Below are 20595 nucleotides of genomic sequence, written 5' to 3'. Positions count from 1 at the left end.
AAGATAATAGGCCGTCTTGCGCCGACGGACAGGTCCGCCGGGACAATGTTCACAGAAGCCTGTCCGCCGCGTCCTTTCTTCATGCAGCCGGTGCACGAAGGAGGGAACCATGGCGAGCTACGTCTTCACGTTGCCTTTCGCGCTCGGCGACAAGGATGCGGAGATCCTGCTTGCCCGGCGCCAGTTGATTCAGACGCGGAGCGGCGGACGCACCATCAGGGGCAGGATCCCGGAATGGGCGGGCCAATGGGGTCTGATCGGAGACGCCCAGGGCAAGGGCGAGAGCGCCGAGGCGACCGGTATCCGTGCCTTCAGGGAGCAGGCCGGGCTCGATCTCTCGGACCGCGACGTGCAGAGCAATTTCATGCTGCATAACCGGTCGTTGGTCTCGGCCGAGACCGCCGAGTACACACCCTTCAATGTCCTTTGCATCTTCACCACGCGTGGCGCGCTGCAACTCGCACAGTCGGTCGTCTCCGACGCTCTCGGCACGGAACAGGTGACGGAAGCCACGCTGGCGGAGGTGGAGATCCGGACCGTGACCTCGGCGCGGAACATGCTTGGACCGCGCAGGCCGCCGCCCAAGGGCTGGAAGAGTTTCCTCGTGCAGAACTATTTCGGCGGCACCGAACCGGGGGCGTTCAACACGGAGATCGATGAACTCACCCGGCTCATCGCCACCCGGGCGGCGCAGGACAACAGCTTTTTCGCGGCCGCGCTCGACGGCAAGGCACCTCGTTGAACGGAAGGGAGGCAGCGATGCATGGCGTTGTCGGAGTGATTGCAATCCTCGTCATCGGCTATGTGCTGAGCCGTTTCTTCGGCAGCAACGCCAATGCGTTCCCGCGGCCGAACGTCAATCTGCAGCCACCGCCCTCTGGCGTTTACGAAGAGCTGGTCAGCAACCGGGTGCCGTCGGTGAACCACATCAATGCCTGGGCACAGACCCCGACGACCGGCGGCGCGGTTATCAACAACTACAATTTCGGGCAGTTGAGCCATGCCAATGTGCTGGCGCTCTCGAGCCGCCTGCATAACCAGATCACCAACCACTGGGCCTGGGGGCCGGCCGGGGCAGGCACGACCGACCTGGCCGGCGCGCGGCTGCTCGACGACAACATCACCGCCGGCGAATGCGGCTATATCGCACATGCGCTGAACGTGCTGCTCACCCAGAACAATCCGTACGGCGCTCAGCAGGGAGCGAACAACTTCACCGTTCGGACCTATTCAGGGCAACATCCGGCGAACCGGGTGGGAGCAAAGAACGGTTTCATCGCCGCGCATGCGAATGTGCCGCTCGGCTTGCACAGCAATGTGTGGAACCCGAACGGCAACAGCGCGGCCTACTATCTCTGGATGAACCATAAGGTGCTTGAATATAACGGCCGCTTCTACGATCCGACCTACGATCAAACCCAGGGCGGTCCCGGCTGGTACGGCAATTTGGCAGCCATGGCGGCGGCGCAGATCTACGGCGCGATCCAGCCCGGCAACAATCAGTTCGGCAATATTCCGGTCGACCAGGTGGTGATGAGCGATGATGCCGCGCCGCCGGCGCTGAAGGGCTTTTTCATCGTCACCTACATGGACCGGACCACCCGCCGGCTCATTGCCCGGCCTTATAACGTGGCAACGGACGACAAGGTCGTGATCGGCCCGTTCAATCCGACTCCGAACACCGGGGCAACCGCAAACAGTTTCAACTACAACAACGGCACGGACTACCTTCAGAATATGGCGCAACTGCAATAGGCCGGACGCTCTCAGGTCAGCGTCTCCGCCTCGGCGGCGATCGCCTCGGCGAGGAAGGTCATCATTGCCGCGACGCGCTCGGTCTTCATCAGATCGGGATGGGTTGCGACCCAGAGATCGAATTCGATCCGGTCCGGGAAGTCGGGCACCGGAACGAGGCTGGGGCTGTTGCGGGCGACGAAGGATGGCAGTATGGCGATTCCGAGGCCCGCTTCCGCGAGGCGGGCGAGCGTAAGGAAGCTGTCCGCCGAGAGATGGACCGCATCCCCGATCCTCCGGTCCTGCCATTCCTGGACGAGAGTGCGCGGCAGATTGGCGGCGAGCCAGCGATGCTGCTGCGGATCTGTGCCGGGGTGAGCCGCGAGATAGTTCGGATGGGCGTAGACGGCAAAACCCATGGAACAGATGCGCCGCCCGGTCAGACCGTCCGGCAGGGCCAGAGTGGGGCGCAGGGTGATTTCCGCCTCCGGGCGGGTCATGTCGATATGTCGGTTCGAAACCACCAGATCGACACTGAGCTTCGGATGCAGACGGGCAAGGTCTCCGAGGATGCGCGGCAGGATCAGGTCCGCGACCGAATCCGTCGTGGTCAGTCTTACGGTGCCTTCAAGCCCCTTGCCGAGAGTCGGGATTACGCGTTCGATCCGCTCGGCGGTACGCCCCATGCTCTCGATCGCCGCAAGCATCTCGCGCATCTCGCCCTTGACGCGGTAGCCGCCGGGCGGGCGGTCGAACAGCGTGAGGCCGATATCCTCCTCGAATGAGGTGATCCGCCGCAGCACTGTCGCGTGATTCACGCCAAGTGCGCGAGCCGCGGCGGAGAGCGAGCCATGTTCCGCAACAGCGAGAACGAATTGCAAATCATCCCAGCGAATTTTGTGCATCACCGCACACTCTTCGGTTAAGTTTTTGGGAATTTACAGAATTTTGCGCGGCGTTAGCCTATATGGACAAGCAATAACAATTGTCTGACACGGGAGAGTGATCATGCGGAAAGTCTCATTCGCTTTGGCCGGGGCCGTTCTTGTCGCCACTTTGGCTGCAGGTCCGGTGCTGGCGGACGGTCATCTCGAGAAGGCCGTCGAGGCGCGCAATGCCCAGATGAGTCTCTATGCCTGGAACCTCGGCATGCTCGGCGGCATGGCGAAAGGCGCGGTCGAGTACGATGCCGACAAGGCGAAGGCGGCGGCATCCAATCTCGCGGCGCTGACGGCGCTGAGCCAGCAGGGCATGTGGCCGGAAGGCTCGGACAATTTCGCGCTTGAGGGCAAGACTCGCGCATTGCCGGAGATCTGGACGACCTATCCGGCGGTTTCGGAAAAGGGCAAAGACCTCGAAACCGCCGCCGCCAGGCTGGCCGAGGTTGCCGGAAACGGGCTGGATGCCCTGAAGGGCGGGATCGGCGATGTCGGCAAGGCCTGCGGTGCTTGTCACAAGCAGTTCCGCGCGCCGAAGTAACAGAATCGACGTTCGCACGGGAGCCGGTCCGCGACCGGCTCCTCGTGTTGCGGGGGAGAGAGCCGCTTGACGGGGCCGACGCGCAGGATACTGGCAGGCTTGGTTGCACTCGGCGCGATCGGTGCGGGAATGGCCTGGTTTCTCTCGGCGCCGGACCGGATCGAAGCGGCGGCGCTTCCGGACCATGCCGGAGATCCGGAACGCGGCGCGGTTTTGTTCGCCATCGGGGGCTGCGTTTCCTGCCACGCGCCGGAAGGCGCCGAAGGAGCCGAAAAGCTGGTGCTGTCCGGCGGGCGGCCATTCGAGACCGAGTTCGGCACATTCTATGCGCCGAACATTTCGCCTGACCCGGGAGCGGGAATCGGGCGCTGGCAGGCTGCCGATTTCGTGAATGCGATGACGTTCGGTACCTCACCGGATGGCCGGCATTACTATCCGGCCTTTCCCTACACCTCCTATGCCCGGATGCGGGTCGAGGACCTTCTGGATCTATGGGCTTATCTGAGAATCCTGCCGGCCAGCGACCGGGCGAACCGGCCGCACGAGGTCGGGTTTCCGTTCTCGGTCCGCCGCGCCATCGGTTTCTGGAAACGGCTCTATCTCGACCCGTCCCCCGTGGTCGCCGTCGGGACGGCGCTCGAACGTGGTCGCTATCTTGTGGAGGGGCCGGGGCATTGCGGCGAATGTCACACGCCTCGATCGCCGATCGGCGGTCCGGACCTGTCGCGCTGGCTCGGCGGCGGACCGAACCCGGACGGGCCGGGAACGATCCCGAACCTGACGCCGGCAGGGGAGACGATCTCCGGATGGTCCGAGGCGGATATCGCGGAATACCTGAAGTCCGGCTTCACGCCGGATTACGACACGGTTGGCGGCTCCATGACCGAGGTTGTGGAGAATACCTCGCAGCTCAGCGACGATGACCGCCGCGCCATTGCCCGCTATCTCAAGGCATTGCCGGAGGTCGGCGCGGTCAGGTAGCTCCTGCCGCGCGGCGCTGACCCGCTCTGCAGCGGGCCACCGTCATGCGGCAGCCTCTTGGGTAACGAGGTCGCGGATACGGTTGCGGATGTCATCGTCCAGATCGACGAACTCGGCGGCGAACCCGTTTCCGCGCCTGCGTTGCCGGACAACTTCCGCTGCTGCGGTTCCGAGGCCCATCAGCTCAACGGAAATGGGCGCGCCGATAGAGGCGGGCGCCTCGGTGGTGATTTCCAGGCCGCTCTCCGAGAGATCGGTGATCTCGCACATATGCCAGGTTCCGTCCACTTCGACCCGCGAACTTGCCATGACTGTCTTCCGTTCGGCGGCGCGCCGGTTGCCCGCAGCGGATTCTCTCAGGATGACCGTGAGGCGTTCCTGCAATTGCTGCATGTTCTCCGCGATCGTTGTGGCGGAATGGCTCACTTCTTCCGACATCGCGCCATTCGCATCGGCGGCTTCCGCAACGGCCGCGATCTTGGTCGAGACTTCCCGCGTTCCGGCGGCTGCCTCCTGGATATTCCGGGCGATCTCGTCTGTTGTCTGGGTCTGCTGGCCCATTGCGTTGGTTACCTGTTCGGAGATCTCGTCCACCTTGTGAACGGTCTCTCCGATACCGCGCATCGCGCTCACCGCATGCGATGCGATATCCTGAATGCTCTGCACCTGCTGCGCGATGTCCTCGGTCGCGCCGCCGGTTTGGTTTGCGAGCGATTTGACCTCGCTGGCGACGACGGCGAACCCCTTGCCTGCTTCGCCGGCGCGCGCGGCCTCGATGGTCGCGTTCAGGGCAAGCAGGTTGGTCTGCTCGGCAATGTCCGTAATCAGGCCAACGACCCGACCGATCTTTTCCGCGGCGTCCGCCAGGCCTTCGACAGTGCCGTTGGTCCGTTCGATGTCGGATGATGCTTCGCGTGCAATCCGGCTGGACTCGTTGATCTGACGGCCGATCTCCTGGATGGACTGCGCCATTTCCTCCGAAGCCGCCGCCACGGTATTCACGTTGACCGTCGCTTCCTCGGACGCTGCCGCGACGGCCATGCTCTCGTTCTTGACGTTCTCTGCCGATGCGGTCATTGAGCGGGACCTCTCGCGCATCTGGTCCATTTCCCTGGTGATGGCCGTGACGGCAGTCTGCAGCTCGGCGTCGAGTTGATCGCTGAGCGAGAGCATGGCCTGTTGCAGGCGGCGTTGTTGCTCTTCCTGTTCCTTCTGGCGCGAGGCGGTCATCTGTTCGAGCTCGATGCCGGCCTCCTTGAAGACGGAGACGGCCTCGGCCATGCCGCCTATCTCGTCGCGCCGACCGAGGGCCGGCACATTCACGTCGTAGTCACCCGTCGAGAGTTTCGCCATTGCAGATGTCAAACGTACGATCGGACGTGCGATCGCCACACCGGTTCCGATACCCGCTGCCAGACCGCCAATCAGGCCGACTGTCGTGAGCCCCATGATGTAGGTCAGCGCGGTCTGTTCATGCTCTTCGGCGGCCAGCAGCGAGGACTGCGTGTAATTCTCGATCTCCAGAAGAATGGCTTCCAGTTCATGGTCGAGCTTGGTTTCAAGCGCTTCTGTCAATTCGGCGAGCTCCGTCGCCTTGGAGGTATCTCCTCGCTGATATGCCTGAAAGACGTCATGCGCGAGCCGCTCGTATTCCAGATGGTGCTCTTCGGCAAGCGTCAGTTGTTTCGACAGCTTCTCGAATTCCTCAATGGCTTCGGCGTGGCCGATTTCGCGGGCGAACGCGATGGCATGTTCAAGCTGGTCGGAGATTTCCTGAAAGGTTTCGTCAGCTTTCCTGCTTTGCTTGTCGAACAAACCGACCTCGGTGCTGTAGGCGTCCGCGACATCCGCATCCGCCCTTGTTATGCCGGCGAACCGCAGGGCTTTCTCAAAGTGAATCGCCTGCTCAAGTTGGAGCAGGGTAACCTCCGTGATCTTACGGGTGAGCGGCATATCCTCCTCTGCGATCTCCTTAAGCTCGGTTCCAATCGAGGACATCGTGAAAATCGCATATGCGAGCGCGATGATCGGCAGAGGGAGCGTGATCAGACAGACGCCGATGATCTTGAATTTGATCGGGAGGTTCGCAAGCATGCTTACATTGCCTTTCAGAAATGCGCCTCATAAGGGTGAGTGCGGGCACGATAAGTACCCATGGTTAATCTGAAATTACCGATATTTTATTTCTTTTTCAGGGGTGAGCAACATTATTCGTGCGAAAATATGTCTCTCGTTTTGCGGAAATGAATATATTTGAGTATTTCTTCGGTTAATAAAAGATTAATTCGGGCAACCTGTCTTTTTGAAAAACAGAAATTTGAGAATTTGCGTCTCATTTTATTGATTTTGTCGGGATGAATATAATTGTATTCATCGCTAACGCAGGAGGAGACTGGCGATTGTCTTCATGAGAATGAAGGCTGGTCCGAATCTCATTTGTGCGTGGCGGTTGTCGGATCGGCTCGGATTCATGCCATAAGTTTGCGAGAACGCCTTGCCGCCCGGCGGCCGCGACCGCGCGTTCATTCAAAGTGCTGCCCGAGGTCGAGAGGGTCAGCGGCGCTGGACCTTGATGCGTGTCGGGCTTGCCTTGTCCGGCGAGATTTTCGCGATCAGGATGGTGAGAACACCGTCCTCGTGATGTGCGGTGATCTTGCTGCTGTCGGCATCGGGCGGGAGACGGAAGACGCGGCGGTAGCTGCCGTACTGGCGTTCGGAGAAGAAGTAGCTGCGGTCCTTTTCCTCTCGTGAGGACCGCTTTTCCGCAAGGACCGTGAGCGTGCTGTCGTGCAGTTCCACGGAAATGTCGCCTTCCTTCACGCCCGGGAGTTCGATTGCAATCTCGTAGGATTCCGGTTTGACCGAGGCTTCCGATGCGGGCGCGAGGAACTCGGCAATGCGTTCACCGAACTGACGCACCGGAGCGTAGAGCTGGGACAACCAGTCGGGCGTCGCGTTGGATTGTGAAACCTTTTCAACCATATCACTTCCTCCATCGCAGGAATTTCGGGCAATTGTTCCGTCAGCATCGTCCGGATGCTGCCGGCAGGCATTGACCTCGGTCAATTTCATTGCAGCCGGTGGTTGCTCCGACCGGCATCAATCCATTTCCGGGGCGGAACGTCGTTGCCGCTTTCCGCGGGGGCGCCGAGTACGGTAAGAGTCGTGTCAACCCATCAGACGGCTTTCGCCATGCCGGGCGCTCCGCGGACCGGATCCCGGCCGCAAGGCGCGTTCCGCAAGACCGTGACCCAGAGAGGAATCCTTTCCCATGCCGATCAAGAACCGTATTGCCGAGTTCGATGCCGAAATGCGTGAGTGGCGGCACGATTTCCACATGTATCCGGAGCTCTGCTACGAAGAGACCCGGACCGCCGGGATCGTTGCGGAAAAGCTGCGTTCCTGGGGTATCGAGACCCATGAGGGGATCGGCAAGACCGGCGTTGTCGGCGTCATTCGCGGGAACGGCTCGGGCACGGGGGCGATCGGTATCCGCGCCGACATGGACGCGCTGCCGATGCAGGAAGTCTCCAGCCCGGAATACAAGTCGAAGGTCGACGGCAAGATGCATGCCTGCGGCCATGACGGCCACACGTCGGTGCTGCTGGGGGCTGCGAAATATCTCGCCGAGACCCGCAACTTCGATGGCACGGTGAATCTGTTCTTCCAGCCGGCGGAAGAGGGTGGGGCCGGAGCCCGGGCGATGATCGAGGACGGGCTCTTCGACCGCTTTCCTTGTGACGCGGTCTACGGGCTCCACAACATGCCGCAGATCCCGAAGAACACCTTTGCCATCCGCAAGGGCCCGCTGATGGCCGGGGCCGACGGCGTCACGATCACGATCAAGGCGCGCGGCGGTCACGCGGCGATGCCGCACATGGCGATCGACCCGATCGCGATCGGCACGCAGATCTACCAGGCCGCCCAGACCTTCGTCTCCCGCTCGATCGATCCGTTCGAGAATGCGGTGGTCTCCATCACCCAATTCCATGCAGGCAGCGCGAACAACGTCATTCCGGGCGAGGCCGTGCTGAACGCTTCGGTGCGGACCATGACCAAGGCGACGCAGGCGCTGATCAAGGAGAAATTCCAGAAACTCTGCGAGGGTTTGGCGCATGCCAACGGCATCGAGATCGACTGCGTCTATAAGGAAGGCTACCCGGTGACCTCGAACCATGACGCAGAGGTCGAGCGGATCGCCGCCGCGGCGGCCAACGTGGTCGGCGAGGACGCCGTGGATACGGATACCGACGCGTTGATGGGCAGCGAGGATTTCTCCTTCATGCTCGAAGAGCGCCCAGGCGCCTACATCTTCCTCGGCGGCGGCGACGAGACGCATACACATTCGGTCCACCACCCGGAATATGACTTCAACGACGAAACCCTGACCACCGGGGCCAGCCTCTGGGCCGCTCTGGTCGAGGCGGAGCTGCCGCGCGCCGGCTGAATACGGCTGAAGCCGGCCTCTCCCGGCGGTACGGCCGCGGGAGGCCGGCGCAGCTTCGCCGGTGCGGTTAACTCTGGAAGCCTTTGCTGAGGCTGTACCGGTCGGCGAGGGGAAGCAGGTTCTTGTGATCGGCCTGAACGCCGCCGCTGCTCAAATCCAGCAGATAGAAATGGAAACCCGGATCCGGTGCGGCAGGAGGTGAACGGTCATGCCGGAGAGGGCTGTTGGAACTCAGAGAGAGTGTTCCGAGCAACTGAATTTCGCCCTTGCGTTCGACCGGCAGAAGGACCCGTTCGAATTCCAGGTGCTCCTGACCCGGCAGCAGAACAAAACCCTTTAAGACACAGATGTTCCCGTCCAGCACTTTGAAGAAATAGGGAGCGACCTCCGGATAGATTTCCACGGGAACGACATCGTCAAGGTATCGACCCGTATGGTTGGAACCGAAAAGGCGGTTCACCTCCTCGCCCGAGACGCGATAGCGGAAACGCTCCCCATCGCGTTGCAGCAGATAGACATACGGTAGAAGTCCGGGGACCCCCATCGGGTCGAACATCGGAATCGTGCCCGGGTCTGCCGCATCGCTGAGGGCGATCCAGTGTGCGATGATCTGGGCGGTTTTCTCGAAGCGGATCTGTTGTTCGGAGAGTTCGAAGACCTTTCGCGAGATCGGATTCATCAGATCGCTCCGTATTTCGTTCGCTTCAAGGTCGTCGAGAGACCTTATCATTGCGTAAACGTCGAGACACATTTTTCGGAAATGCTGTCATTTGCCCGCGATAGCGGCTCTCGAGGCATTCGGTCCCTCTGCCGCCCGGGCGGAAGGCTTTCTGTTGTATCCCGAATGCCGGAGTGCGAGCTTTCGGGTGACGGTGCGCAACATGGCGTGAAGGGAAGGGTATGTCCCACGCAAGACCATCCTTGATCGAGATGCTCGGTATCGACACGACCGTCAATGTTGTCGATGTCGGTGCCAATCCCTATGGCGGCAGCGGGCTGCCCCCCTACGACGCTCTGCTCAAGCGGGGCAATGTCCGGCTTGTCGGCTTCGAGCCGAACCCCGAGGCGCTCGCGGTTCTGCAATCCGAGAAGGGCCCCAACGAGACCTATCTTCCGCACGCCGTCTACGATGGCAGTGTCCAGACCTTGAGGCTGTGCCAGGCCTCCGGCATGACGTCACTCCTGGAGCCCAATATGGCGGTTCTGGGCGCGTTCCACGGATTCGATCAATGGGGCAAGGTCGTCGGCCGCGAGCAAATCGAGACCGTGCGACTGGACGACATCCCCGAAGTCACCGACCTCGATTTCCTCAAGATCGATATCCAGGGCGGGGAACTCGAAGTCTTCCGCAACGGACGCGAAAAGCTTGCGGACTGCCTCGTGATTCAGTCCGAGGTCGAGTTCCTCGAGATGTACGAAGGCCAGCCGCTCTTTACCGACGTGGATCTGTTCCTGCGCGAACATGGTTTCGTGCTGCACCGCTTCGTCGAGCCGACGAGCCGGACAATCAAGCCTCTTGTCGTCAACAACGATCCCTATGCCGGTCTCAGCCAGCTGATGTGGGCGGACGCCGTCTTTGTTCGCGATTTCACCCGTTTCGGAGAACTTGCGCCCGAAAAGCTGCTCAAACTCGCGCTGATCCTGCACGATATCTTCGGCTCTCTCGATCTCGCCCTGAGGGCGCTCCTTGTCCGCGACGCCATGGTCGGCGAGCATCTCGGGCAGACCTACCTGCAGGAACTTCAGACCGCCTGATCAACATTGCCATGCCGGACGCGCGCTTGTGAGGGCGTCGCAACGCAGTCACGCTTGGCCGCAGAGCAAAACAGTGGAGGGCAAGTGCGATGACGTCGCCTCAGTTCGATTTCGGGAAAGTGGTGCGCCAGGACCTTCCGGCGCCGGCCGGAGGACGGTGGAACGGTTTTCCGAAGTTCAATTTCGTTGGCGGGCACAACGCCCCGGAGAGCATTCCGACGGGAGATCTGATTGCCGCCGTGACGCGGGTGCTGGAACGTGAAGGCAGCACACTGGCGACCTACAACCTGGAAAGCGGGCCGCAGGGCTACCGGCCACTTCGCGAGTTCGTCGCCGAAAAACTCCAGCGGGACGCCGGGATGGCCTGCACGGCGGACGACGTCCTCATGACCTCCGGCTCTTTGCAGGGCCTCGACCTGATCAACCAGGTGTTGCTGGCCCCGGGCGACACCGTTCTGATCGAGGCGGCGACCTATGGCGGGACCCTGACCCGGTTCCAGCGCCTCGGCGTGACGGCGGTCGGCGTCGGTCTCGACGAGCACGGGATGCGGATGGATGAACTGGCCGCCGCGTTGAAGCGGCTCACGGGCGAGGGCCGGAAGCCGAAATTCATTTACACGATTCCGACCGTGCAGAACCCGACCGCGTCGATCCTGCCGCTGGAGCGGCGGCAGGAACTCCTGCGTCTGGCGGCCGAATACGACGTGCCGGTGGTCGAGGACGAATGCTATTCGGACCTGATCTGGAGCGCCGAGCGCCCGCCCGCCATGCATGCGCTGGACAAGAGCGGACGAGTCATCTTCGTCGGATCTTTCTCGAAATCCATCGCGCCGGCCTTGCGGGTGGGCTTCGTCGTCGCGCCCTGGCCCTTCATGGCGCGGATGCTGCCACTGAAAACCGATGCCGGTTCAGGCGCACTGGAGCAGATGGTTCTCGCCGAGTATTGCCGCGACCATTTCGAGACGCACGTGACGGCTCTCAACAAGACCCTCAAGGCGAAATGCGATGCGCTGGTAGAGGCGGTCGAGGCCAGTTTCGGTACGGCGGCGGAGTTCGAGCGTCCGCCTGGGGGGATCTTTCTCTGGGTGAAGCTTCCGGCCGAGGTCGATACTTCGCGGCTTGCGCAGGAAGCGGCAAAACACGGGATCGAGATCAATCCGGGCGCCGAGTGGTCCATCGAGGGGCCGGATGCGAAGCGGGCTCTGCGGATCTGCTACGCCAACCCGCCGATCGAGACCATTCGCAAGGGCGTCGCCGCGCTTGCCGAGGTCTGCCGCGAAGAATTCGGCGTGCCGAAGACGGTAGCGAACCGCTAGCGCGCCGTGCGCCCCGATTTCGCCCCGGAGTCAGGCTCCGAGGCGAAATTCGGGGAAAAAGCCGAAGATGATCGCCAGGATCAGGAAGATCAGTGCGGAGACCATCGAGTATTCCGCAAACTTTCGGTAGGTCCGGGACAGGATCGTGCCGATGACCCGCTGCGCGACCGATTTCGGCGGCCGGTCTTCCTTCGCCAGGATGATCCAGAGTTCGGTCTTTCGGTAGGGCCGTGTCGGCGCCCTGACGGCATACTGAAACAGGACCACCGATGCCAACAGGCAGAGAATGCAGCCTGCACGCGCCGCGATTGCCGGCTCATAGCTGAGACTCATGACGATGCAGACGATCGCGAGGGCGGCGAACCCGGTTGCTCGTCCGACGGAAATGATGGCGGCGTTCTCGATCGCTTCCATGCAATGCGCTCCGCGCTTTCGGCATTGCTGTTTCTCGAACCGGAATAAAAAGAAAATAGGCTTGCGGATGACCTGAGCAAGTGAGGCCGGGCCCATGATCTGGCGGTCCGGAGGTCGTGTTTACCGGCTCAGTGTTGTTGCCATTTGGCGGGGAATTAAGGCCTCGAGAATTCGCGTTTCGATTTCAGACAGTGGAAAGGGCTGTATCCATGGATGCGGTGAACTGATTGAGTAACGGGCGTGCGGGAGGTCCGTACCTGTCCGGACGGGATTTCACGCTATTCCAAACTTGTTCGGAGGAGGGAGCGATGGTTCTCAAGTCACTGCGTTTTGCGGGCGTTGCACTGGGCCTGTTGAGCGTGGCCGCGGTCTCGGCCGCTGCTCAGGAAGTGAAAGTGACCCCACTCGGCAGCCATGATGGCGAATTCTGCCGCTTCGACCGTGCCATGATATTCGAGGACCCGGATGGCACGCGTATTCTTTACGATGCCGGGCGCACGGTTGCAGGGGCGGGCGATCCGCGTCTTGGCAAGGTCGATGCGCTGCTGGTCAGCCACATGCATGGCGACCATGTCGGTGATCGCCATATCGATGCGGTCAATGCGGGCGAATGCGGTGCGCCGATGATGGGCACGGTCGCCGCGCCGAACACCAACACGGTGAACATCGCACTCGATAAATCGGCGCTTATCGTCACCGGGAGCGAGATGCCGCGCTTCTTCGCAAACAAGCTGAAGGCGCTGGGCGGAGACCCCAAGAAGTCCGCGCTGGTTCGCTTCGGCGCGTCACGCAAGGTCGGCGGTGTCACTATCACGACCGTACCCGCCGCCCATTCGAACGGTGTCAATGGTGCCTTTATCGAAGGTGAACTCGGCAAGCTCCTGTCGGCCGCCGGACTGACCGCCTATGCCGGTCCGCCGACGGGGTATGTGCTGACATTCAGCAACGGTCTGGTCGCGTATCTCTCGGGCGACACCGGCGTCACCGCGGAGCAGCGCACTGTGGTCGGCGAACAGTACGGCGCCGAACTGGTGGTGATGAATATCGGCGATACGTTCACGACCGGTCCGGTCGAGGCGGCTTTCGTCGTGAACGATTTGATCAAACCGGTCTCTGTGATCCCGTCGCATGCGAACGAGGTCGGAACCAAGGGCGGCAATGTCATCGCCGGCAGCAAGACCGAAACCTTCGTGAAGGCGCTGAAGGCCCCGGCCTATCTTCCGCTGAGCGGCAGGACCCTCGGGTTCGACGGCGCCGGCAAATGCGTCTCGGGCTGCTAGGTCGGCATCTGATAGCCGATGCGGGAGATGCCGCCGGCAAACCGGCGGCATCTTCATGTCAGGACCGGTCCAACCGCGACGCCCCAGATCGTTGTGTGCCTGCCGCCGGCGCATGATGGGAGAAGTTGAAGACGAGCAAGATGCGCTCCACATGCTGCGTCGTTCCGAACGGGAGGACCAGCGCCGTGAAGTACTTGTTGGGTTTTTGAGCCCAGTCCGCTGATCCCTTGACGAAATAGGCAGAGACATTTTCCAGGCACTTGATCATCCGCTCGCGGGCGTTGTGTGCGCCTTCGATCTGACTGACCTTTGTTCCGGTGAGATCGCGCCCCGTCGCCGCGCGGATGCCTGTTCCCGTAATCCGGACTCTGAAATCGTCGTCTCCGACCGGTTCGACGACCGCGAGAAGCGGGAGCGCGTCCCGCGGGAACTCCACCGGGTCGAGCGCGGTCTTTGGAGGGAGCGAAGCTCTTCCCCGTGCCTCGATCCAATACTCGTACATCGCCCTCTGGGCATCGCTGCTCAAATCCCCGGCGGAGAAATCAATGATTTGTTCCTGTACCGTCATATCTCCTCAGCGCATCGTGCATCTGCGAATTCCTGTCGTCAGCAACATCGCAAGGTCATTCTGAGTCAATCCGTGCGATATTTCGATCCATCCGCGCCGTGATGTATTCACGCGACCGAAGAATGCCCAGGGCGGTGTCGCGCCAATGTGACTTGGTGTTGAGTGGAGCCTGTCTCAGATTGGGCGCGAACGAACCGCACTCGATCACTGCGAGATTGGAGGAGGGCCATGTCGCGGCTTCTCAGATTCTGTCCTGCTATCCTTGCCGCCGCTCTGTTTGCGGGCGGGCTGCTGCTCGGCCCGGCATCCGCTGTGGCGGAGGAGGATCGGGTCTATACCGGCTTTCTCTCGAACGTCGCGGTCGGGGGATATGACCCGGTCAGCTACTTCTCCTCGGACGGGCCCGTTAAAGGCTCGGAGGACCATACGCTGGTCTATAACGGTGCCGAATGGCACTTCGCCACGGCAGCGAACAGGGACGCTTTCCGGCAGGATCCGGCGCGGTACGCGCCGCAATATGGCGGCTATTGTGCCTGGGCCGTAGCACAGGGAAGCACGGCGAAGGGCGACCCCGCGAACTGGAAGATCGTGAACGGAAAACTCTATCTGAACTACAATTCCGACATCCAGAAGCGCTGGGAACAGAACATTCCGGAGAATATCCAGGCGGGAGACCGGAACTGGCCGCGCGTGCTTGAGTGAAGTGCCGGATCGGCAAGTTTCCGCGGCTCGCCTCTGACCGGCCGCTCCGCTACCCTTCTCGAAACAATCCAGGGAGGGGAAACGATGGCGGAAAAAATTGGTCTGGTTGGGCTTGGCAATGCCGGACTGGCGGTTGCGACGGCGTTGCTGCGGCACGGACCGGTGACCGGATTCGACCGGTCCTCCGAACGCCGGGACCTGGCGGCGAACGAAGGTGTGGAGGTCGTCGACGAGCTTTCCGGGCTCTCTGCCCCGACGCCGTCGCGGATCGTGCTGTCCCTGCCGAAGCCCGAGGCCTCCCTGGAGGTGGTCGAGGCGGTCTGCGGCTGGGCGGATAAGCCGTCGCTCATTGTCGAGACCAGTACGGTGACGCCGGATACGGCAAAACGCTGCGCTGCGATCTGCGAGGGTGCGGGGGTCGGGTTTGTCGATGCCGCAATTGCCGGCGGCGTCGCGAGCATGGCCGCCGGCGAGATCACCTTTTTCCTCGGCGGCAGTGACGCAGACAAGGCGGCAGCACGGCCTCTGTTGCGATCGATCGCGGCGCAGATCGTTGATCTCGGGCCTGTCGGTGCGGGAATGGGGACCAAGGTCGTGAATAACGGCGTCATGCATGCGGTCATGGTCGTCCTGATCGAAGCCTTCGCCATGGCGCGCAAGCTCGATGTGCCGTCGGAAACGCTTGTCCAGATTCTCAATCGCGAAGAAGGACTGCTCCGCCCGCTGGTGCACAGGGTCGGCGAGCGCATGCGGGACGGGAACTATCAGGCCGGCATGTCCGTCACTAACGCGCGCAAGGATTCGGTCCTTGCACTCGAGACCGCGCAGCAACTCGGTGTCCCGCTGTTCGCCACGCTGGCATCTCACACGCCGTACGAGATCGCGGAGGCGAACGGACTGGGGAATGAGGATTACGCTGCTCTGGCGAAGCTCTGGGAAGACTGGTGTGCAATCGACTTCAACCGCTAGTCGCTCCCTTTCCGGAGTGCGACGCTCGAACGGAGGGTATATCCAGAATTCATTCTTGAAGCGAAATCTGGTGTGACAATAGCGGTCCGTGCTAGGACCTGATCGGTTTGCTGGATCCTGGGCGGCCGTCGAATTGTATGCCGGTCGTCGAAGGGAATATCCCAAGGAGCGCCCCTGTCAGATGAGCTACGGAGATTCGAGTTCGCTGATCGGAACTGAACTCGATGCGCTTTCCGGACGCATGCGGACTGAGAGCCTCAAGGTCCTGCTGGACCACTGGCGTGTGATCAAGGGACCGCTTCTGATGCCGAGCCGCCGGCAGATTGATCCGGTTGAATTCGGTGCGGCTCTGCCGCGGATCTGGCTTTGCGACTACGAACAGGACAGTGACCGTTTCCGCTACCGTTTGACCGGAGAGAGGGTCGCCAAGAGGTTCGGTCACCAACTCTCCAGACGCTATCTCGATGACAATACCAACCCGGACTACTATCCGCGGGTTCACCGTTATTACCGCAATGTCGTCGACCTCCCGGCCGCCCTTTACATTTACGGTCGGCTCTACGCCGAGACGAGCAACCCCATTCACGGAGAGCGTCTTCTCTTACCGCTCTCGGATGACGGGCGAACCGTCCAGAATGTCATCGGAGCAACCGCTGAAATCGTATCGACGGATTCGGATGGTGAACGTTTTCTGCCAGAATATCAGAAACATACCTATGTTGCGCTTGAGACCGGCGCGGTAATCGAGGAGTCTCTCCCGGTCTAGCAAAATGGGTCTAGGGTGCTGCAGGGTTAACCTTAACGCTGTTCAGTGGTAATCTGAATTACCGCTTCGAGATGAACGAGAATAGGCGCCCTTGCACAGGAGCTTCGTCTGCATGCTTTCAGTTCTGATCGTCGACGACGACAAGCCATTGCGCGATCTCCTTGCGGAATTTCTGCGGGAGCATGGCCACGATGCGCAGACTGCCGAAGAGGGGCAAACAGCGCTGGACATGATGAGCAAGGCGAAATTCGATCTCGTGCTTTCCGATATTATCATGCCGGGCAAAGAGGGCATCGAGACGATCAGGGAAATTCGGGAGTTTCACCCCGACGTGCGGGTTATTGCCATGTCAACCGGGGGTTCTCTCGGGAATGCGCAAATTCTGGAATATGCGCGGATGATCGGCGCCCACGAGGCGATCAGGAAGCCCATCGAGCTTCCCGCTCTGGTTGAGATGATCGCTGAGATGTTTCCGTAGCGCTCGGACGGTGGGGCGCCGTTTCATCTCTTGGACCCGTCGGTGCGCATCAATCTGAACAGTTCGGCATAATGACCGGCGAGGGCTCTCGCCCGGACCTCCATTTCAGCCGCCTCAGCCCTGTCCTCGACCCACGTCCGAATACCCGGGCGATGCGCGACATGAAACCAGCCTAGCCAGGCGAAGAGGAGGCGGCGAAACCAGTCGGGCATGCCCCGCTGGTCTCCGAAATCGACGATATGCAGCGTGCCGCCGGGGCGGAGCAATGCCGCCGCGCGGTCGAGTGCAGCTCTCCATGGCGGGATCATCGAGAGCGAGTAGGAGAAGACGATGTGATCGAAGCCGTCCGCTTCACCAAAGGTCTCTCCGGGCTCGAAGCGCTCGGCATAGGCTAGTCCGAGGCGGACCCGGTCCTCGAGCCCCAACCGGCGCAAAGACGCTTCCGCGGTCTCCAGCATCTCCGCCGATGCGTCGATACCGAAGTAGCGGCAGTTCGGATAGCGCTCTGCCATCTTGATGAGATTGCGGGCTGTACCGCATCCGATCTCGCAGATCGATTGCCCGGGCCGGGCATCCAGCTCGCGGATCAGGCGGTCCCGCCCCAGCAGGTAGTATTTCCGCGTCAGGTCGTAGAAGTGCCGCTGGATCCGGTAGATCCGGTCCATTTTCTCCCCGGCATCTTCCGATACGCGATCAGTCCCGGCGGATATAGAGATGGAAACCTCCATAGATCGACGAGCGGTCGCGGCGGCAGAGATCTTCCGATTCTCCCACCTGGTACGCCCAGTGATCGAGGACATCGTCCGGCACGCGCCCCGGAAGCGGGCTGTCCTCGCCGGCCGTGCGGAAGACAACCCGCGCCCCGGGTGCCGATGTGCGCAGGATCTCCGACCAGAGCGCGGAGAGTTGCTCGGTATTCATCCAGTCCTGCGCGTCGAGCAGGATGTAGCGGTCGAGGCTCTCGGTTGGGCGCGCAGCGAGGAAGTCGGTCATCGAGGCCTGCACGACATCGACTCTTGGTGCCGCTTCCCGCAGGGTCTCGTAGTTGCCGGCGCGCAGGTATCGCGGAATGGCCTGGCGCTTGTGACGGTCGTAGCCGCGCCCGAAGGCCTGCCAGGCGAAGTAGTTGTCATCGATCGAGAAGTCGCAGGCGAGCCGCTCGAGACGCGAGCGCATCAGACCGGCCATGTCACCGCCGGCGGAGGCCGAGAGCGCCTCGAACTGGGCCGGCGGAATGCCGAGTCCGTAGAACGAAACCGGCAGGCGGCAGAGCGCCCGCACCATCCGGCTGTCGAAGACCGGTCCGATGGTTGCATCGAACAGGGCGCGCTGCTCCTGCAGGGTTTCCGCTTCCAGAATATGGCGCGGATTCTTGCCGTGCAGGCGGGCTATCAGGTGCAGCAGGCCGATGAAGCGCCCGAGCAGCCCGAACTCGTAGACATTGCGGGTGAACATGTCGATGCGCCGGCCGCGCAATCCGCGCTTGCTCCAGTAGGCGCGGGTTTCGGCATCGAGATGCGGGGCCAGGTCGCGGAAGTAGACCCTCTTGTTCTCGCGCTCGTCGGCGTGGCCGAAGAAGCGGAAGAAGGTCTCGTGATCGCGCAACTGCTTCAGCGCCGTAAGCTTCAGGCGGGTGAGCGCGACATGAGCCGGGTTGAGATCGACGGCCTGGATGCTGGCCGGGCGCTCGGTCAAGTAGTTCAGGATATTGCAGCCGCCCGACGCGATGGTGAAGACCCGGCTCTCCGGCGTCAGCCGCAGAGCCTCGAGATCGACCTCGGGATCTTCCCAGATCTGCGGATAGACGAAACCCTTGAAAGCCATGGTGAACATGCGGTCGAGGATGCCGCGTTTGGTCAGCCTGTGGCCGGTGCCGGCGCTGACGGCGTTCTGGAGCAGCGGGTTGGCGGACATGCGTGCGAACTCTCCCGGATGGCGCGGTGCGGGCGCGTGCCGCCCGACCGGTCCATGCTTGGCAAAGCTCATACGGGATTCGTGTTGCAGCTTTGTTTCAGGTGGTTATGTCACTGAAATAATTGAAAAATCTCGCGGCAGCCCTATTGCCCCGGCGGGGCAACAAGTGCGCCGAATCACTTCTCAGACGCGACCGTGCGCTGCGAGAGTTTCCCGCCCGTTATGCGTCGCTTCCACGATCGCGCCGGCACCCGCGACATGGCGGCGGACGACGAATCCTCGGTCGACCGCTTCCTCCCAGACCGTGAGACGCGGACAGGACGTGCGCCAGGCCTCCATCACCTCATCGTAAGGTCTCGGCTTTTCGGCAACCCATTCGACGAGATCGAGAATGAGGGGCATCGGGGTATCGTCCATGGCCTTCTCCAAGTTGCGAAAGCTGATACAAACCGAATTTAGCACGAAACCGGGACGGGCTACGACATGCCGAGACTCCTCTCGCTATTCGGCCATGTGGTCGTTTTTCATCTGGCGGTCCTTATCTCTTCGGATCTGCACGCGAGCATGCGGGACGGCGAAGGGTTGTTGCTCGCTGACACCGTCGCCCGTGACATGTGTCATGCTCCCCTGGCCGACCCGGCGGCCCTGCTGCCGGCCGGAATGGCGCTCGTCGCAGAAGAGGGCGGGCTCACTGCGGACATTTCCGGACGGCGTCTGCTGTCGCTGGATCTCGGGCAGGGTGGCGAGGCGGTCATCGATATTCTCGTGCAGCGCGGCGTTCTGCGCCGTCTGCGCATGGAATATGCCGCGCCGCTTCCCGGCGGCGTGCGGCCGGAGGCGATGGTGCAGTACGGCCCGGACTGCATGCCGGCGCTGGCTCGGCGGCTGCGCTATGACGCGGCGGACGCGGCGCGCCCGGTCCGGCTCGTACATTTGCAGGCGGACCTCCTCACGGTGTCGTTTGTCGAAGAACTCGATCCGCCGGTGCCGCCGGGCTCGGATCCGGGCGGCGTGACGGTGGCGCATATCGACAGCGGGGTGAATTACCGGCTGTCGCATATCGCCGACCGGCTCGCGCGGGACGGCTCCGGCGCATCGCTCGGCTACGATTTCTGGGACATGGATCCGCGTCCTTTCGATCTTGATACCTCCCGTTCACCGTTCTTTCCGTTGCGCCACGGCTCTGCCGTCGCCGGCATCCTGATCGCCGAGGCTCCCGGTGTCCGGCTGGTGCCGTACAGGTACCCGCGCGGGAAGATGGAGCGGATGGCGGAGCTGGTCTCGGCAGCGCACCGGGCAGGAGCGCGCATCGTCCTGATGCCGCTCGGCAGCAACGACGCGGCCGAGTGGGACGCCTTCCGCCGCGCGGCGGAGGCCCGTCCCGGGATGCTGTTCGTCGTTTCCGCCGGCAACAACGGGCGGGACATCGACAGGGCGCCGGTCTATCCGGCCGCCTTCCCGCTCGCCAACATGATCACCGTGACGTCGGCCGATGCTTTCGGGAGGCTCGCGCCTGGCTCGAACTGGGGGCGAAAGTCTGTGGACTTGATGGTGCCGGGCGAGGGGATCGAGACCATCGATCACCGCGGCGCCATCGCACCCGCTTCAGGCAGCAGTTTTGCCGTGCCCCGCGTTGCCGCGCTCGCCGTGCGGCTGCTGGAGCACAATCCCGGCTGGAGCACCGTCGAGTTGATCGAGGCGATCCGCGTTCGTACCGTGCGCGGCTACGGGCGCGCGCGGGCGGACGTCGCCTGGGGCTGGATCCCGAATCCCGCCGATGACGGCCGATAGG

The 20595-nt window shown here is 62.1% G+C and carries 22 protein-coding genes; 13 read left to right on the top strand and 9 right to left on the bottom strand.

What is annotated here, in order from left to right; genetic code table 11:
- Positions 1 to 109 precede the first annotated feature (109 nt).
- On the top strand, positions 110 to 742 hold the full coding sequence (locus tag ACOOE1_RS06835; RefSeq protein ID WP_420405589.1) for a hypothetical protein: 633 nt from the start codon (positions 110 to 112) through the stop codon (positions 740 to 742).
- Between the two features lie 17 nt (positions 743 to 759).
- Positions 760 to 1755, top strand: coding sequence for a hypothetical protein (locus ACOOE1_RS06830; protein ID WP_420405588.1), 996 nt, complete (start codon positions 760 to 762; stop codon positions 1753 to 1755).
- Between the two features lie 11 nt (positions 1756 to 1766).
- On the opposite strand, the gene ACOOE1_RS06825 is transcribed toward ACOOE1_RS06830, so the two are convergent.
- Positions 1767 to 2639, bottom strand: a complete 873-nt coding sequence (locus tag ACOOE1_RS06825; protein WP_420405587.1) for a LysR family transcriptional regulator — start codon at positions 2637 to 2639, stop codon at positions 1767 to 1769.
- Between the two features lie 103 nt (positions 2640 to 2742).
- Here ACOOE1_RS06825 and ACOOE1_RS06820 point away from each other — a divergent pair, with 103 nt between their 5' ends.
- Both ACOOE1_RS06820 and ACOOE1_RS06815 read left to right on the top strand, forming a co-directional pair.
- Positions 2743 to 3213, top strand: a complete 471-nt coding sequence (locus ACOOE1_RS06820) for a c-type cytochrome (protein ID WP_420405586.1) — start codon at positions 2743 to 2745, stop codon at positions 3211 to 3213.
- Between the two features lie 66 nt (positions 3214 to 3279).
- Positions 3280 to 4194 carry a c-type cytochrome gene (locus ACOOE1_RS06815; protein ID WP_420405585.1) on the top strand — a complete coding sequence of 305 codons (915 nt, stop codon included), beginning with the start codon at positions 3280 to 3282 and terminating at the stop codon, positions 4192 to 4194.
- A 42-nt stretch (positions 4195 to 4236) separates the two neighbouring features.
- On the opposite strand, the gene ACOOE1_RS06810 is transcribed toward ACOOE1_RS06815, so the two are convergent.
- Positions 4237 to 6288, bottom strand: coding sequence for a methyl-accepting chemotaxis protein (locus ACOOE1_RS06810; protein WP_420405584.1), 2052 nt, complete (start codon positions 6286 to 6288; stop codon positions 4237 to 4239).
- Between the two features lie 459 nt (positions 6289 to 6747).
- Complete coding sequence (locus ACOOE1_RS06805) at positions 6748 to 7176, bottom strand: Hsp20/alpha crystallin family protein (protein ID WP_420405583.1); 429 nt, start codon at positions 7174 to 7176, stop codon at positions 6748 to 6750.
- A gap of 289 nt (positions 7177 to 7465) precedes the next feature.
- On the opposite strand from ACOOE1_RS06805, the gene ACOOE1_RS06800 reads away from it, so the two are divergent.
- Positions 7466 to 8641, top strand: coding sequence for a M20 aminoacylase family protein (locus tag ACOOE1_RS06800; protein ID WP_420405582.1), 1176 nt, complete (start codon positions 7466 to 7468; stop codon positions 8639 to 8641).
- A gap of 67 nt (positions 8642 to 8708) precedes the next feature.
- On the opposite strand, the gene ACOOE1_RS06795 is transcribed toward ACOOE1_RS06800, so the two are convergent.
- The gene (locus ACOOE1_RS06795) at positions 8709 to 9320 is read right to left on the bottom strand and encodes a PAS domain-containing protein (protein WP_420405581.1); all 612 of its coding nucleotides are present in this window, start codon (positions 9318 to 9320) and stop codon (positions 8709 to 8711) included.
- A 251-nt stretch (positions 9321 to 9571) separates the two neighbouring features.
- Between ACOOE1_RS06795 and ACOOE1_RS06790 the strand changes: the two genes are divergently transcribed.
- Entirely contained in the window at positions 9572 to 10396 is an 825-nt protein-coding gene (locus ACOOE1_RS06790) for an FkbM family methyltransferase (protein ID WP_420406412.1), read from the top strand.
- Between the two features lie 89 nt (positions 10397 to 10485).
- Positions 10486 to 11712: a PLP-dependent aminotransferase family protein gene (locus ACOOE1_RS06785; protein ID WP_420405580.1), complete on the top strand. Its 1227-nt coding sequence runs from the start codon at positions 10486 to 10488 to the stop codon at positions 11710 to 11712.
- 30 nt (positions 11713 to 11742) lie between these two features.
- Here the strand turns inward: ACOOE1_RS06785 and ACOOE1_RS06780 are convergent, their stop codons facing one another.
- Positions 11743 to 12126, bottom strand: coding sequence for a hypothetical protein (locus ACOOE1_RS06780; RefSeq protein WP_420405579.1), 384 nt, complete (start codon positions 12124 to 12126; stop codon positions 11743 to 11745).
- Between the two features lie 308 nt (positions 12127 to 12434).
- On the opposite strand from ACOOE1_RS06780, the gene ACOOE1_RS06775 reads away from it, so the two are divergent.
- Complete coding sequence (locus ACOOE1_RS06775; RefSeq protein WP_420405578.1) at positions 12435 to 13406, top strand: MBL fold metallo-hydrolase; 972 nt, start codon at positions 12435 to 12437, stop codon at positions 13404 to 13406.
- A gap of 58 nt (positions 13407 to 13464) precedes the next feature.
- Here ACOOE1_RS06775 and ACOOE1_RS06770 read toward each other — a convergent pair whose 3' ends face one another.
- Positions 13465 to 13974, bottom strand: a complete 510-nt coding sequence (locus ACOOE1_RS06770; RefSeq protein ID WP_420405577.1) for a PAS domain-containing protein — start codon at positions 13972 to 13974, stop codon at positions 13465 to 13467.
- Between the two features lie 228 nt (positions 13975 to 14202).
- Between ACOOE1_RS06770 and ACOOE1_RS06765 the strand changes: the two genes are divergently transcribed.
- From ACOOE1_RS06765 to ACOOE1_RS06750, 4 genes are all read left to right on the top strand, one after another.
- Positions 14203 to 14676: a YHS domain-containing (seleno)protein gene (locus tag ACOOE1_RS06765; RefSeq protein ID WP_420405576.1), complete on the top strand. Its 474-nt coding sequence runs from the start codon at positions 14203 to 14205 to the stop codon at positions 14674 to 14676.
- 84 nt (positions 14677 to 14760) lie between these two features.
- Positions 14761 to 15645 (top strand): NAD(P)-dependent oxidoreductase, encoded by an 885-nt coding sequence (locus ACOOE1_RS06760; protein WP_420405575.1) that lies wholly within the window; start codon positions 14761 to 14763, stop codon positions 15643 to 15645.
- A 181-nt stretch (positions 15646 to 15826) separates the two neighbouring features.
- A complete protein-coding gene (locus ACOOE1_RS06755; RefSeq protein WP_420405574.1) occupies positions 15827 to 16411 on the top strand; it encodes a PAS domain-containing protein in 585 nt (194 codons plus the stop codon).
- A gap of 112 nt (positions 16412 to 16523) precedes the next feature.
- The gene (locus ACOOE1_RS06750) at positions 16524 to 16889 is read left to right on the top strand and encodes a response regulator (protein ID WP_420405573.1); all 366 of its coding nucleotides are present in this window, start codon (positions 16524 to 16526) and stop codon (positions 16887 to 16889) included.
- Between the two features lie 23 nt (positions 16890 to 16912).
- Here the strand turns inward: ACOOE1_RS06750 and ACOOE1_RS06745 are convergent, their stop codons facing one another.
- The 3 genes from ACOOE1_RS06745 to ACOOE1_RS06735 all read right to left on the bottom strand — a co-directional run bounded on the left by ACOOE1_RS06745 (position 16913) and on the right by ACOOE1_RS06735 (position 19220).
- Positions 16913 to 17554, bottom strand: coding sequence for a class I SAM-dependent methyltransferase (locus ACOOE1_RS06745; protein WP_420405572.1), 642 nt, complete (start codon positions 17552 to 17554; stop codon positions 16913 to 16915).
- Between the two features lie 28 nt (positions 17555 to 17582).
- Positions 17583 to 18803, bottom strand: coding sequence for a DUF3419 family protein (locus tag ACOOE1_RS06740; RefSeq protein WP_420405571.1), 1221 nt, complete (start codon positions 18801 to 18803; stop codon positions 17583 to 17585).
- A 183-nt stretch (positions 18804 to 18986) separates the two neighbouring features.
- Entirely contained in the window at positions 18987 to 19220 is a 234-nt protein-coding gene (locus tag ACOOE1_RS06735; protein WP_420405570.1) for a hypothetical protein, read from the bottom strand.
- Between the two features lie 66 nt (positions 19221 to 19286).
- Here ACOOE1_RS06735 and ACOOE1_RS06730 point away from each other — a divergent pair, with 66 nt between their 5' ends.
- A complete protein-coding gene (locus ACOOE1_RS06730; protein WP_420405569.1) occupies positions 19287 to 20594 on the top strand; it encodes a S8 family serine peptidase in 1308 nt (435 codons plus the stop codon).
- Position 20595 lies beyond the last annotated feature (1 nt).

Source organism: Nisaea sp. (assembly GCF_965216895.1).
Taxonomy (GTDB): Bacteria; Pseudomonadota; Alphaproteobacteria; order Thalassobaculales; family Thalassobaculaceae; genus Nisaea.
Note: the sequence above shows the minus strand (reverse complement) of the source record. Positions and strands in the feature narration are given on the sequence as shown.

Excerpts from the sequence above, each read along its gene's own strand:
- ACOOE1_RS06800 (WP_420405582.1), top strand. The coding sequence starts at position 7,466 with ATGCCGATCAAGAACCGTATTGCCGAGTTCGATGCCGAAATGCGTGAG.
- ACOOE1_RS06760 (WP_420405575.1), top strand. The coding sequence starts at position 14,761 with ATGGCGGAAAAAATTGGTCTGGTTGGGCTTGGCAATGCCGGACTGGCG.
- ACOOE1_RS06730 (WP_420405569.1), top strand. The coding sequence starts at position 19,287 with ATGCCGAGACTCCTCTCGCTATTCGGCCATGTGGTCGTTTTTCATCTG.
- ACOOE1_RS06740 (WP_420405571.1), bottom strand. The coding sequence starts at position 18,803 with ATGTCCGCCAACCCGCTGCTCCAGAACGCCGTCAGCGCCGGCACCGGC.
- ACOOE1_RS06765 (WP_420405576.1), top strand. The coding sequence starts at position 14,203 with ATGTCGCGGCTTCTCAGATTCTGTCCTGCTATCCTTGCCGCCGCTCTG.
- ACOOE1_RS06830 (WP_420405588.1), top strand. The coding sequence starts at position 760 with ATGCATGGCGTTGTCGGAGTGATTGCAATCCTCGTCATCGGCTATGTG.
- ACOOE1_RS06755 (WP_420405574.1), top strand. The coding sequence starts at position 15,827 with ATGAGCTACGGAGATTCGAGTTCGCTGATCGGAACTGAACTCGATGCG.
- ACOOE1_RS06820 (WP_420405586.1), top strand. The coding sequence starts at position 2,743 with ATGCGGAAAGTCTCATTCGCTTTGGCCGGGGCCGTTCTTGTCGCCACT.
- ACOOE1_RS06780 (WP_420405579.1), bottom strand. The coding sequence starts at position 12,126 with ATGGAAGCGATCGAGAACGCCGCCATCATTTCCGTCGGACGAGCAACC.
- ACOOE1_RS06770 (WP_420405577.1), bottom strand. The coding sequence starts at position 13,974 with ATGACGGTACAGGAACAAATCATTGATTTCTCCGCCGGGGATTTGAGC.
- ACOOE1_RS06810 (WP_420405584.1), bottom strand. The coding sequence starts at position 6,288 with ATGCTTGCGAACCTCCCGATCAAATTCAAGATCATCGGCGTCTGTCTG.
- ACOOE1_RS06825 (WP_420405587.1), bottom strand. The coding sequence starts at position 2,639 with ATGCACAAAATTCGCTGGGATGATTTGCAATTCGTTCTCGCTGTTGCG.
- ACOOE1_RS06795 (WP_420405581.1), bottom strand. The coding sequence starts at position 9,320 with ATGAATCCGATCTCGCGAAAGGTCTTCGAACTCTCCGAACAACAGATC.
- ACOOE1_RS06805 (WP_420405583.1), bottom strand. The coding sequence starts at position 7,176 with ATGGTTGAAAAGGTTTCACAATCCAACGCGACGCCCGACTGGTTGTCC.
- ACOOE1_RS06750 (WP_420405573.1), top strand. The coding sequence starts at position 16,524 with ATGCTTTCAGTTCTGATCGTCGACGACGACAAGCCATTGCGCGATCTC.
- ACOOE1_RS06785 (WP_420405580.1), top strand. The coding sequence starts at position 10,486 with ATGACGTCGCCTCAGTTCGATTTCGGGAAAGTGGTGCGCCAGGACCTT.
- ACOOE1_RS06745 (WP_420405572.1), bottom strand. The coding sequence starts at position 17,554 with ATGGACCGGATCTACCGGATCCAGCGGCACTTCTACGACCTGACGCGG.
- ACOOE1_RS06775 (WP_420405578.1), top strand. The coding sequence starts at position 12,435 with ATGGTTCTCAAGTCACTGCGTTTTGCGGGCGTTGCACTGGGCCTGTTG.
- ACOOE1_RS06735 (WP_420405570.1), bottom strand. The coding sequence starts at position 19,220 with ATGGACGATACCCCGATGCCCCTCATTCTCGATCTCGTCGAATGGGTT.
- ACOOE1_RS06835 (WP_420405589.1), top strand. The coding sequence starts at position 110 with ATGGCGAGCTACGTCTTCACGTTGCCTTTCGCGCTCGGCGACAAGGAT.
- ACOOE1_RS06790 (WP_420406412.1), top strand. The coding sequence starts at position 9,572 with ATGCTCGGTATCGACACGACCGTCAATGTTGTCGATGTCGGTGCCAAT.